Origin of the sequence: Streptomyces sp. NPDC003038, from assembly GCF_040611115.1 — a bacterium.
Taxonomy (GTDB): domain Bacteria; phylum Actinomycetota; class Actinomycetes; order Streptomycetales; family Streptomycetaceae; genus Streptomyces.
This window is the reverse complement of sequence record NZ_JBEXNN010000010.1, coordinates 82,084-94,245: the sequence shown is the minus strand read 5'-3', so window position 1 is coordinate 94,245 and position 12,162 is coordinate 82,084. Positions and strand designations below refer to the sequence as shown.

At 71.3% G+C, this 12,162-nt stretch carries 9 protein-coding genes; 6 read left to right on the top strand and 3 right to left on the bottom strand.

The window, feature by feature from the left end:
- Window positions 1-123: 123 nt before the first annotated feature.
- Together ABZX75_RS15540 and glgB are read left to right on the top strand one after the other, a co-directional pair.
- Window positions 124-1,656, top strand: a complete 1,533-nt coding sequence (locus ABZX75_RS15540; RefSeq protein WP_355410697.1) for a maltokinase — start codon at window positions 124-126, stop codon at window positions 1,654-1,656.
- Complete coding sequence (gene glgB / locus ABZX75_RS15535; RefSeq protein WP_355410696.1) at window positions 1,653-3,938, top strand: 1,4-alpha-glucan branching enzyme; 2,286 nt, start codon at window positions 1,653-1,655, stop codon at window positions 3,936-3,938. Before ABZX75_RS15540 ends, glgB begins: the two co-directional genes overlap by 4 nt.
- Here the strand turns inward: glgB and ABZX75_RS15530 are convergent.
- The gene (locus ABZX75_RS15530) at window positions 3,928-4,287 is read right to left on the bottom strand and encodes a thioredoxin domain-containing protein (protein WP_355410695.1); all 360 of its coding nucleotides are present in this window, start codon (window positions 4,285-4,287) and stop codon (window positions 3,928-3,930) included. The two genes, glgB and ABZX75_RS15530, sit on opposite strands and share 11 nt — an antisense overlap.
- Before the next feature lie 110 nt (window positions 4,288-4,397).
- Window positions 4,398-4,793 carry a MerR family transcriptional regulator gene (locus ABZX75_RS15525; RefSeq protein WP_355410694.1) on the bottom strand — a complete coding sequence of 132 codons (396 nt, stop codon included), beginning with the start codon at window positions 4,791-4,793 and terminating at the stop codon, window positions 4,398-4,400.
- A 319-nt stretch (window positions 4,794-5,112) separates the two neighbouring features.
- Here ABZX75_RS15525 and ABZX75_RS15520 point away from each other — a divergent pair, with 319 nt between their 5' ends.
- Window positions 5,113-5,802 carry a helix-turn-helix transcriptional regulator gene (locus ABZX75_RS15520; protein WP_355410693.1) on the top strand — a complete coding sequence of 230 codons (690 nt, stop codon included), beginning with the start codon at window positions 5,113-5,115 and terminating at the stop codon, window positions 5,800-5,802.
- A gap of 59 nt (window positions 5,803-5,861) precedes the next feature.
- On the opposite strand, the gene ABZX75_RS15515 is transcribed toward ABZX75_RS15520, so the two are convergent.
- Window positions 5,862-6,887, bottom strand: coding sequence for an ATP-dependent 6-phosphofructokinase (locus tag ABZX75_RS15515; protein WP_355410692.1), 1,026 nt, complete (start codon window positions 6,885-6,887; stop codon window positions 5,862-5,864).
- Between the two features lie 308 nt (window positions 6,888-7,195).
- Here ABZX75_RS15515 and pta point away from each other — a divergent pair, with 308 nt between their 5' ends.
- From pta to pyk, 3 genes are all read left to right on the top strand, one after another.
- A complete protein-coding gene (gene pta, locus ABZX75_RS15510; protein WP_355410690.1) occupies window positions 7,196-9,376 on the top strand; it encodes a phosphate acetyltransferase in 2,181 nt (726 codons plus the stop codon).
- Entirely contained in the window at window positions 9,373-10,644 is a 1,272-nt protein-coding gene (locus ABZX75_RS15505) for an acetate kinase (protein WP_355410689.1), read from the top strand. The genes pta and ABZX75_RS15505 overlap by 4 nt, the downstream gene beginning before the upstream one ends.
- Window positions 10,645-10,712: 68 nt before the next feature.
- Window positions 10,713-12,143 (top strand): pyruvate kinase, encoded by a 1,431-nt coding sequence (gene pyk, locus ABZX75_RS15500; protein WP_355410688.1) that lies wholly within the window; start codon window positions 10,713-10,715, stop codon window positions 12,141-12,143.
- Window positions 12,144-12,162 lie beyond the last annotated feature (19 nt).

Below are 12,162 nucleotides of genomic sequence, written 5' to 3'. Positions count from 1 at the left end.
GTCAACCGCCCGCCCCTGTACGGATCATCCTGACCCGACACTCGCACATACCGGAGAAGCAACTGCCGCACATCCGGGACACTCTGCGCATTCTGTGACGGCCCGGGGAAAGGACGCGACGCCATGTCGGAGGCTGCATCCGCCCGGAGCCGGCTGACGGCCGACCGGGCCGCAGGAATCGGCCCGCTGGAGCCGATGCTGCGGGCCTGGCTGCCCGCACAACGCTGGTTCGCGGGCAAGGGCCGCACCATCAGCAGGCTGAGAACGGTCTCGGCGGCGGAACTGCTGCCACCGGGCTCCGCACCCGGGCTGCTGCACCTGCTCCTCGATGTGGACGGGGACTGCTACCAACTACTGCTGGGCATCCGCCCGTCCCTGCCGCCCGGGCTCGCGCCCGCGCTGATCGGACACGCGCAGGAGGGCCCGTACGCGGGCAAGGCGGTCTACGAAGGGCTCGGCGACCCCAAGCTGGCGGCCCTGCTGCTGGAGCGGCTGCGCTCCCCCGGCACGCTCGGTCCGCTGCGCTTCGACCGGGACCCGCAGGCGCCGATCCCGGCGGGGCTCGCGCCCCGGCCGCTGTCCGGCGAGCAGACGAACTCCTCGCTGATCTATGGAGATTCGTTCATCCTCAAGGTGTTCCGCCGGGTCGGTCCCGGCGTCAACCCCGATCTGGAACTGCCCAGGGCCCTGGCCGCCGTGGGCTGCGCCCGTGTCCCGGCACCCGTCGCCTGGTACGAGGCCGAACTGACGGGCACCGAGTCGCTGACCCTGGGCGTACTCCAGCCCTACCTGCGCGGCTCCGACGACGGCTGGCAGCTGGCCCTGCGCAAGCTCGGCTCCGGAGGCGACTTCACCGCCGAGGCGCACGCGCTCGGCCGGGCCACCGCCGAGGTGCACAGTGCCCTGGCCCGAGCCCTGCCCACCCTCGCGCTCGGCCCGGAGCAGACCGCCCGGCTCGCCGCCGGAATGACCGCGCGACTGGCCGCCACCGCCCGGGAGGTGCCCGCGCTGCGGCCCTACGAGGCGGGGCTGCGGGGCGCCTTCGACGCGCTGGCCGCCTCGCGCGGGGCCGGAGTGGCGGCCCAGCGGATCCACGGGGACCTGCATCTGGGCCAGACCCTGCGCACCCTCGACGGAAGCTGGTCCCTGATCGACTTCGAGGGCGAGCCGGCCCGGCCGCTGGCCGACCGCCGCCGCCCCGAACCGGCGGTCCGCGACATCGCCGGGATACTGCGCTCCTTCGACTACGCCGCCCGCTCGCACCGGCCCTTCGCCCCGGCCTGGGCCGACGCGTGCCGGGTGGCCTTCTGCGAGGGCTACGCGCGCACCACCGGCCGTGATCCGCGCGAGGAACCGGTCCTGCTGCGCGCGTACGAGACCGACAAGGCGGTGTACGAGGCCCGGTACGAGTTCCGCCACCGCCCCGACTGGCTGCACGTGCCGATGGCCGCGATCCGGCGGCTCGCCTCAGGCCCGGAGAACCCCGTGTGGCGGCCCTCCGCGCCGCGCGCCGACGGTGACCTCTCCCCCGCACCCCGCAGCCACGGCCCGAACCAGGTCCAGCCCCACGGCCCCAACCACCCACAGCCGACCCACGCACAGCCGAAGCCCCAGACGAAACCCCAGACCAAGCCCCCGAGGAGGCCGCTCGCGTGAGCGCCGCACGACAGCCGTCACCGACCGTCCGCGACGAAGCCGCCACCGCCCCGGAGGCCGCTCCCGAAACCCGTACGCCCCGGGCCCGCCGGGCCGACTCCGCACACGGGGTCCGGCCCGCACCCGCCATCGAGGCGACGGAACGGGCCCGGCTGCTGGAGGGCCGCCACCACGATCCGCACGGCCTGCTGGGCGCCCACACCGAGCGGGGCGGCGTGGCCTTCCGCGTGCTGCGCCCGTTCGCCCAGGCGGTCACCGTCGTCGCCAAGGGGCTGCGCGCCGAGCTCGTCGACGAGGGTGACGGGCTGTTCTCCGGTCTCCTGCCGCTCACCGGGGTGCCGGACTACCGGCTGCTGGTGACGTACGACGGCACCGAGATCGAGACCGAGGACCCGTACCGGTTCCTGCCCGCGCTCGGCGAGCTGGACCTGTACCTGATCGGCGAAGGCCGCCACGAGCAGCTGTGGAAGGCACTCGGCGCCGAGCCGATGGAGCACCAGGGCGTGGCCGGCACCCGCTTCACGGTGTGGGCGCCGAACGCGCAGGGCGTCCGGCTGTCCGGGGACTTCTCGTACTGGGACTCCACCGCCTACCCGATGCGCTCGCTCGGCGCCACGGGCGTGTGGGAGCTGTTCCTGCCGGGCGTGGGCCCGGGGACGCTCTACAAGTACGACATCGCGCGCCCGGACGGCAGCCACACCCTGCGCGCCGACCCGATGGCCCGGTCCGCGGAGGTCCCCCCGGCCACCGCCTCCGTGGTCACCGCCTCCGGGTACGCGTGGCAGGACGCGCAGTGGATGGCGAACCGCGGCGCCCGGCCCGCGCACGAGGCCCCCTTCTCGGTGTACGAGCTGCACCTGGCGTCCTGGCGGCCGGGGCTCTCGTACCGGGAGCTGGCCGAGCAGCTTCCCGCGTACGTGAAGGAGCTCGGCTTCACGCACGTGGAGATGATGCCGGTCGCCGAGCACCCCTTCGGCGGCTCGTGGGGCTACCAGGTCACGGGCTTCTACGCCCCGACCTCGCGGATGGGCACGCCGGACGACTTCCGCTTCCTCGTGGACGCGCTGCACCAGGCCGGCATCGGCGTGATCGTCGACTGGGTGCCCGCGCACTTCCCGCGCGACGACTGGGCACTGGCCGAGTTCGACGGGCGCCCGCTGTACGAGCACCAGGACCCGCGACGGGCCGCGCACCCGGACTGGGGAACGCTGGAGTTCGACTACGGCCGCAAGGAGGTCCGCAACTTCCTCGTCGCCAACGCCGTGTACTGGTGCGAGGAGTTCCACGTGGACGGGCTGCGCGTGGACGCTGTGGCCTCGATGCTGTACCTGGACTACTCGCGCGAGGAGGGCGAGTGGTCGCCCAACGAGCACGGCGGCCGGGAGAACTGGGACGCGGTGTCCATGCTCCAGGAGATGAACGCCACCGTGTACCGGCGCTGCCCGGGCGTGGTGACGATCGCCGAGGAGTCCACCGCCTGGAACGGGGTCACCCGGGCGACGGACGCCGGCGGGCTCGGCTTCGGCATGAAGTGGAACATGGGCTGGATGCACGACACCTTGCGGTACATGTCGAAGGACTCGGTCCACCGCAAGTACCACCACCACGACATGACCTTCGGGATGATCTACGCCTTCAGCGAGAACTACGTCCTGCCCATCTCGCACGACGAGGTGGTGCACGGCAAGGGCGCGCTGGTCTCGAAGATGCCCGGGGACTGGTGGCAGCAGCGGGCCGCGCACCGGGCGTACCTCGGCTTCATGTGGGCCCACCCGGGCAAGCAACTGCTGTTCATGGGACAGGAGTTCGCCCAGGGCGGGGAGTGGAAGGAGGCACACGGGCCGGACTGGTGGCTGCTGGACACCTCCTACTCCGCGGCCGGGGACCACCGGGGCGTACGGGACCTCGTGCGCGACCTCAACCGCACCTACGCGGCGACGCCCGCCCTGTGGGAGCGGGACAGCGTGCCGGAGGGCTTCGCCTGGGTGGAGGCGGACGCGGCGGAGGACAACGTCTTCGCCTTCCTCCGGTTGGCGCAGGACGGCTCGCAACTGCTGGCGGTGTCGAACTTCTCGCCGGTGGTCCGGCACGGTTACCGGATCGGGGTCCCGGAGGAGGTCCCGCTGTGGCGGGAGGTCCTCAACACCGACCTGGAGGTCTACGGCGGCAGCGGCGTCCACCACGCGCAGCCGCTGCGCGCCGAGCCGGTGCCCGCGCAGGGCCGCCCGGCGAGCCTGCGCATGACCCTCCCGCCGCTGTCGACGATCTGGCTCAGGCCGTAGCGCCCAGGGCCCGGGCCATCTCCTCCTCCAGCTCCTGGAGCAGCTTGCGCTTGGCCCGGGCCCCGACCATCTGCCGCACGGGCTCGCCGTCGCGGAAGACGAGCAGGGTCGGCATGGACAGCACCCCGTACCGCGTGACGGTCGCGGGGTTGCGGTCGGAGTCGATCTGGACGACCTTGAGCCGGTCGGCCTCCTCGGCGGCGATCGCGGACAGCACGGGCGCGAGCTGACGGCAGGGGCCGCACCAGTCCGCCGTGAATTCCACGAGGACGGGCCGTCCCCGCTCTCCGAGCACCTCGGCCTCGAAGTCCGCGTCGGTCACATTCGCCACACCTGGTGCATGCGCCATCTCGTGTTCCCCTCTCTTGCGCTCTCGCGCTCTTGGTCTCTCGCGCCCTGGGTCTCTCGCGCTCTCGCCGGTGGCCGTGAACCCGCGCGACCGGCCCGGCCTTCACGCCGTCAGCCCGTCATCTCGCAGCGCGGCGGCGCCGCCGCTCCCCTGGCGGCCTCCTCCGCGGTGGCCAGCTGCCGCGCGACCTGCTCGCGTACGTCGGCCAGCTGGCCGATCAGGCCGTCCAGCTCGGCGAGCTTGCGCCGGTAGACGGCGAGCGAAGCCGGGCAGGAGTCACCGGCCGGATGTCCGGCCCGCAGGCAGTCCACGAACGGCCGGGTCTCCTCCAGATCGAAGCCGAAGTCCTGGAGCATGCGGATCTGGCGCAGCAGGCGCAGATCGTCCTCGTCGTACGTCCGGTAGCCGTTGCCGGCCCGCCGCGCGGGCAGCAGCCCGCGCGATTCGTAATACCTGAGGGTCCGTGTGCTGGTCCCGGCCCGCTCCGCCAGTTCGCCGATGCGCATGCCCCGACGGTAATCCTTGACGTCGGCGTCAAGGCAAGAGCGAGGGGATTCCGGGGCCCTCGCCACCCCCGTATGCGAGGGCCCCGTATGGATCACGTACGAGGAGGAGGACCGGTTCAAGGTGTGTGGAGAAGCCCCGAGGGTTGCGCCGAGGGGTGATGGCTGAAAGCGTGTGGGTGGGAATGGATCTTGCGGCGCACCGGTTACCGGACAGTCGCAGGGAAACCCGGCCAAATCGCTTAACTTCCTAGGACGTTCCTACGAGTTATGAGCTTGTTTGTTTGGTCTGTAGTCGCAAGAGCTCAGCCACTCCTACGGTGTGCCTGTGCACTCCAGCCCTCCTTTCAATGCCCCCGCCGCGCGTCGCCTGCGCGCGGCCCTGGGCATGGCGCCCGGCCACGTCGCCTATGGCCTCCGCGCGCAGTACGGCCTGCTCGTCGCGCCCGAGACCGTGATGGCCTGGGAACGTGGCGAGATCTCACCCACGTCCGCCGAGATCACTGCCCTCGCCGGCGTCCTGTGGTGTTCGCCCGGGGAACTGCTCGCCGAGCCGGTCACCCTGCGGGAACACCGGATCGCCAGGGGGCTGGCCGCCGAGGACCTGGCCCGGCGGGTCGGCCTGGAAGCGCAGTCCTACCAGAAGATGGAGGACACCGGGCGCTGGAAGGGCAACGAGCGGCAGTCCGTCGCCCTCGCCACGGCGCTGGGGCTGACGCTGGCCCAGTTCGTGACGGCGACCGGCAAGGAGGAGGAGCTCGCCGAGCTCCTGCGCGGTGCGGTGACCACGCGCTGGCAGGGGTACGTGAAGCCCCTGGCCAAGCTGCTGCCCGTGCCCAAGCCCCATCTGGAGCGGGCCCTGGAACAGCTGTACCGGGACTACCAGTCGCGGATGGTGGCCACCTTGAGCTGGGGTGGCGGCGGGGGCGAGGCCGGGCACGGGGACGCCGGGCGGGAGTTCCTCGCGCAGATCGTGGAACGGTTCTGGTACCTCGCGGGCGGTGCCACGTAGGGGCGCACCGGGCACACCGGACAACTCAGCCGGAGGGGCTGCCTGGCCGCCGGGCCGGCTCAGAAGACCGACTCGGCCTCGTACATGCGGGCGTCGGGCACGGTCTTCAGCTCGGTGACCGCCTGGGCCAGCGGGGCCATGACGATGTCGGTGCCGCGCAGGGCGGTCATGTTGCCGAAGTCGCCGCGGTGGACGGCCTCGACGGCGTGCCAGCCGAAGCGGGTCGCGAGCACGCGGTCGTACGCGGTGGGCGTGCCACCGCGCTGGACGTGGCCGAGGATGACCGGGCGGGCCTCCTTGCCCAGGCGCCGCTCCAGCTCGACCGCCAGGCGGTTGCCGATGCCGGCGAAGCGCTCGTGACCGTACTGGTCGATGGCGCCCTTCTCGTACGGCATGGAGCCCTCGGCCGGGTGCGCGCCTTCGGCGACGCAGACGACGGCGAACTTCTTACCGCGGGCGAACCGTTCTTCCACCATCTTCACCAGGGCATCCACCTCGAAGGGGCGCTCCGGCAGGCAGATCCCGTGGGCGCCGCCGGCCATGCCCGACTCCAGCGCGATCCAGCCCGCGTGCCGGCCCATGACCTCGACCACCATCATGCGCTGGTGCGACTCGGCGGTGGTCTTGAGGCGGTCGATGGCCTCGGTGGCGACCATGACGGCGGTGTCGAAGCCGAAGGTGCGGTCGGTCGAGGAGATGTCGTTGTCGATCGTCTTCGGCACGCCGACGACCGGCATCCCGGCGTCCGACAGCATCCGGGCGGCGGTCAGGGTGCCCTCGCCACCGATCGGGATGAGGGCGTCGATGCCGTAGCGCGTCGCCAATTCCTGGGCGTTCTCGGCGGCTTCGTGCAGGCGCGCGCGCTCCATGCGCGCCGAACCGAGAATGGTGCCGCCACGGGCGAGGATGCCGCTGACGGCATTGATGTCGAGGGGACGGAAGTTGCCGTCGAGGAGGCCCTTGAAGCCGTCCTCGAAACCGATGACCTCGTCCCGGTGACCGACCAGGGCACGGTGTACGACCGACCGGATGACAGCGTTGAGGCCCGGGCAGTCGCCGCCTGCGGTGAGAACTCCGATACGCATCGTGCTGTGTCTCCTGCTCCTGGTCGTACCTGGCCGTACGCGTGCGGGCGGACGGCCGTACAGATGAAGGGCGTATTGGTGAAGCCTGTCCGATTGTTCCACGGGCCGGGGGTGCGGCGCGCTTCGTGCCGCTCCCCCGGCAGGCCTTTCGGCCCCCCTGGGCAGGCCGTTTTCCCGGCGGGCGCCCTATCCACCGGCAGAGGTATTGTCAAGAGGGCAAGCCCACCCCAACTGGGTCAATCAACTCGTAGATCGCCCCCGCGAAGGTGGGGCGGCATCGACCTACAGACCATGGACGGAGAGCACGCGTGACGCGCAGCGTGTACGTGACCGGTATCGAGCGGGGAGACGGCCGGCAGGTCGTCGAGCTGGGCATCATGGAGCTCCTGACCCGCCAGACGGGCCGGGTCGGCGTCTACCGTCCACTGCTCCACGACGGACCCGACCGGCTCTTCGACCTGCTCAAGGCCCGCTACCGGATCGACCAGGACGCCGCGACGGCCTACGGCATGGAGTACCGGGAGGCTTCCGCCGTCCTGGCGGAGAAGGGTACCGACGAACTGGTGTCCCGGCTCGTCGAGCGCTACCACCGGGTGGCCCGGGATTACGAGGTCATGCTGGTCCTCGGCACGGACTACGCCGACACCAACCTGCCCGACGAGCTGGCGCTCAACGCCCGCCTGGCCAACGAGCTGGGCGCGGTGGTCGTTCCCGTCGTGGGCGGCACCAAGCATCCCGCCGACGCCGTGCGCGCCGAGGCGCGCAACGCCCACCGCGCCTACGAGAGCCTGGGCTGCCAGGTCGTCGCCATGGTCGTCAACCGGGTGGCCGCCGAGGACCGCGACGTCATAGCCGAGCGCCTGGCCGCCCGGCTCCCCGTGCCCTGCTACGTGCTGCCGGACGACAAGTCGCTCTCCGCCCCGACCGTCGCCCAGATCACCCGGGCGCTCGGCGGCGAGGTGCTCCTCGGCGACGAGGCCGGCCTCGCCCGCGACGCGCTGGACTTCGTCTTCGGCGGCGCCATGCTGCCCAACTTCCTGAACGCCCTGACGCCCGGCTGCCTGGTCGTCACCCCGGGGGACCGCTCCGACCTGGTCATCGGCGCGCTGGCCGCGCACAGCTCCGGCACGCCGCCGATCGCCGGCGTGCTGCTGACCCTGAACGAGCGCCCGGGCCCGGACATCCTGACCCTAGCGTCGAAGCTGGCGCCGGGCACGCCCGTGGTGTCGGTGGCGGGCAACAGCTTTCCGACCGCTGCCGAACTCTTCTCGCTGCAGAGCCGGTTGAATGCCGCCACTCCGCGCAAGCTGGAGACCGCGCTCGGCCTGTTCGAGCGGCACGTGGACACCGCCGAGCTGCGCGACCTGCTGTCGGTGGCCCGCTCCGAACGCGTCACGCCGATGATGTTCGAGCACGAGCTGCTGGAGCGGGCCCGCTCCGAGCGCCGCCGCGTCGTGCTGCCCGAGGGCACGGAGGAGCGCGTCCTGCGCGCCGCGGACGTGGTGCTGCGCCGCGGGGTCTGCGACCTGACCCTGCTCGGCGAGGAGCAGGCGATCCTGAAGAAGGCCGCCGACCTCGGCCTCGACATCTCGGCCGCTCAGGTCATCGACCCGGCGACCTCCCCGCTGCGGGAACGTTTCGCCGAGTACTACGCCAAGGCCCGCGCCCACAAGGGCATGACCGTCGAGCTGGCCGGCGACGTGGTCACCGACGTCAACTACTTCGGCACCCTGATGGTCCAGGAGGGCCTCGCCGACGGCATGGTCTCCGGCTCGGTGCACTCCACCGCCGCGACCATCCGCCCCGCCTTCGAGATCATCAAGACGAACACGGCCGCGCGAAGCGCGTCAGGCAGGGTGGTGGCGGGTGACGGGAGGGCGAAGCCGGAGGCGTCCATCGTCTCCTCCGTCTTCTTCATGTGCCTGGCCGACAAGGTCCTCGTCTACGGCGACTGCGCCGTCAACCCGGATCCGAACGCCGAGCAGCTCGCCGACATCGCCGTCCAGTCCGCCGCCACCGCCGCCGCCTTCGGTGTCGAGCCGCGGATCGCGATGCTCTCGTACTCGACCGGCACCTCGGGCACGGGCGCGGACGTGGACAAGGTCCGCAAGGCCACCGAGCTCGTGCGCGAGCAGCGCCCGGACCTGCTGGTCGAGGGGCCGATCCAGTACGACGCCGCCGTGGAGCCCTCGGTGGCCGCGACCAAGCTGCCCGAGTCCGAGGTGGCCGGCAGCGCGACGGTGCTGATCTTCCCCGACCTGAACACGGGCAACAACACGTACAAGGCCGTGCAGCGCTCGGCGGGCGCCGTCGCGGTCGGTCCGGTGCTCCAGGGTCTGCGCAAGCCGGTCAACGACCTCTCGCGCGGTGCGCTCGTCCAGGACATCGTCACCACCGTGGCCATCACCGCGATCCAGGCCCAGGCCCAGGCCCAGACGCCGGCCGCCGCCGTGGCCCCCGCCGCCGTGGCCCCCACCGCCTCCGCATGACCAGTCACACCACCGTCACCCCCCGCACACGAGAAGGCACCGCATCCGTGACCGCATCGCGCGTACTCGTCATCAACTCCGGCTCCTCGTCGGTCAAGTACCAACTGCTCGACATGGCGGACCGGTCCCGTCTCGCCGTCGGTTTGGTGGAGCGCATCGGCGAGGAGACCTCGCGGCTCGTGCACGAACCGCTGGTCGGCGCCGGAGCCGAGGGCGGCAAGCGGGAGCGGCTCGGCCCGATCGACGACCACGAGGCGGCGCTCCAGGCCGTCGCGGCGGAGCTCGCCGCCGACGGCCTGGGCCTGGACTCCCCCGAACTGGCCGCCGTGGGCCACCGGGTGGTGCACGGCGGGACGAGGTTCACCCGGCCGACCGTGATCGACGACGAGGTGCTGGCGGAGATCCGCAGCCTGGTGCCGCTGGCGCCGCTGCACAACCCGGCGAACGTGACCGGCATAGAGGTGGCGCGCGAGCTGCGCGGGGACATCCCGCAGATCGCCGTCTTCGACACGGCCTTCCACTCGACGATGCCGGAGTACGCGGCCCGGTACGCGATCGACGCGGAGACGGCCGACAAGTACGCCATCCGGCGGTACGGCTTCCACGGGACCTCGCACGCCTACGTCTCGCGGGCGACGGCGGAGCTGCTCGGCAAGCCGGTGGAGGACGTGAACGTGATCGTGCTGCACCTGGGCAACGGCGCGTCCGCGTCGGCCGTCCGGGGCGGTGTCTGCGTGGAGACGTCCATGGGCATGACCCCGCTGGAGGGGCTGGTCATGGGTACCCGTTCGGGCGATCTGGATCCGGCGGTCGTCTTCCACCTGGCGCGGGTGGGCGGCTTCTCGGTGGATGAGATCGATTCGCTCCTGAACAAGAAGAGCGGTCTGCTGGGGCTGTGCGGCGACAACGACATGCGCGAGGTACAGCGGCGGGCGGACGAGGGCGACGCCTCGGCGCGGCTGGCGCTCGCGTCCTACGTCCACCGGCTGAAGAAGTACATCGGCGCCTATTCGGCGGTGCTCGGGCGGGTGGACGCGGTCGCGTTCACCGCCGGAGTCGGCGAGAACGCGGCGGCCGTCCGGGAAGCTGCCGTGGACGGACTGGCCGAGCTGGGCCTGGCGCTGGACCTTGAGGCCAATGCCGCCCGCTCTCCGGAGCCTCGGATCGTCTCGGCGGAGTACGCCCGGGTGGCCGTGGCCGTGGTCCCGACGGACGAGGAACTGGAGATCGCCACCCAGGCGTACGCGCTCGTTACCGTTACCGGGTAGCAGCCGCGTCTTGGACTTTCCGCCAGACGGAATATTCCGCTACGAAACAAACCGATAGGATCCGCTCCATGCGCCGTTCCAAAATCGTCTGCACGCTGGGCCCCGCCGTCGACTCGTATGAGCAGCTGAAAGCGCTCATCGAGGCAGGCATGAACGTGGCCCGATTCAACTTCAGCCACGGATCCCAGGCAGAGCACCAGGAGCGGTACGACCGCGTCCGGCAGGTCTCCGAGGACACCGGGCGCGCCGTCGGCGTCCTTGCCGACCTCCAGGGCCCGAAGATCCGTCTGGAGACCTTCGCCGAGGGTCCCGTCGAGCTGGTGCGCGGTGACGAGTTCACCATCACCACCGAGGACGTCCCCGGTGACAAGTCCATCTGCGGCACCACGTACAAGGGTCTGCCGGGTGACGTCTCCAAGGGCGACCAGATCCTGATCAACGACGGCAACGTCGAGCTCCGGGTGACGTCGGTCGAGGGCCCCGAGGTCAAGACCATCGTCATCGAGGGCGGTGTCATCTCGGACCACAAGGGCATCAACCTGCCGGGTGCGGCCGTCAACGTCCCCGCCCTGTCGGAGAAGGACGTCGACGACCTCCGCTTCGCCCTGCGGATGGGCTGCGACATGGTCGCGCTGTCCTTCGTCCGCGACGCCGACGACGTCAAGGACGTCCACAAGGTCATGGACGAGGAGGGCCGCCGGGTCCCCGTCATCGCCAAGGTCGAGAAGCCGCAGGCCGTCGAGAACATGGCGGCCGTGGTCGACGCCTTCGACGCGGTGATGGTGGCCCGTGGCGACCTGGCCGTCGAGTACCCGCTGGAAAAGGTCCCGATGGTCCAGAAGCGGCTCATCGAGATGTGCCGCCGCAACGCCAAGCCGGTGATCGTCGCGACCCAGATGATGGAGTCGATGATCACCAACTCCCGCCCGACGCGCGCGGAGGCGTCCGACGTCGCCAACGCGATCCTCGACGGCGCGGACGCGGTCATGCTGTCGGCCGAGTCCTCGGTGGGCGCCTACCCGATCGAGACCGTCAAGACGATGTCGAAGATCGTCGCGGCGGCCGAGGAGGAGCTCCTCTCCAAGGGCCTGCAGCCGCTGGTCCCGGGCAAGAAGCCCCGTACCCAGGGCGGTTCCGTCGCCCGCGCGGCCTGCGAGATCGCGGACTTCCTGGACGCGAAGTCGCTGGTCGCCTTCACCCAGTCCGGTGACACCGCCCGCCGGCTCTCGCGCTACCGCGCGTCGCAGCCGATCCTGGCCTTCACCACCGACGCGGGCACCCGCAACCAGCTCACGCTGAGCTGGGGCGTCGAGTCGTACGTCGTCCCGCACGTGGACAACACCGACGCGATGGTGGACCTGGTGGACGCGGAGATGCTCAAGCTCAAGCGCTACAGCCAGGGCGACACCATGATCATCACCGCCGGCTCGCCCCCCGGCGTCCCGGGCACGACGAACATGGTCCGCGTCCACCACCTGGTCGGCGGCTCCCGCGACTGACCCCGCGCCCCGCGTCTGA

Excerpts from the sequence above, each read along its gene's own strand:
- ABZX75_RS15540 (WP_355410697.1), top strand. The coding sequence starts at position 124 with ATGTCGGAGGCTGCATCCGCCCGGAGCCGGCTGACGGCCGACCGGGCC.
- ABZX75_RS15530 (WP_355410695.1), bottom strand. The coding sequence starts at position 4,287 with ATGGCGCATGCACCAGGTGTGGCGAATGTGACCGACGCGGACTTCGAG.
- ABZX75_RS15525 (WP_355410694.1), bottom strand. The coding sequence starts at position 4,793 with ATGCGCATCGGCGAACTGGCGGAGCGGGCCGGGACCAGCACACGGACC.
- ABZX75_RS15515 (WP_355410692.1), bottom strand. The coding sequence starts at position 6,887 with ATGCGTATCGGAGTTCTCACCGCAGGCGGCGACTGCCCGGGCCTCAAC.
- ABZX75_RS15505 (WP_355410689.1), top strand. The coding sequence starts at position 9,373 with ATGACCAGTCACACCACCGTCACCCCCCGCACACGAGAAGGCACCGCA.
- pyk (WP_355410688.1), top strand. The coding sequence starts at position 10,713 with ATGCGCCGTTCCAAAATCGTCTGCACGCTGGGCCCCGCCGTCGACTCG.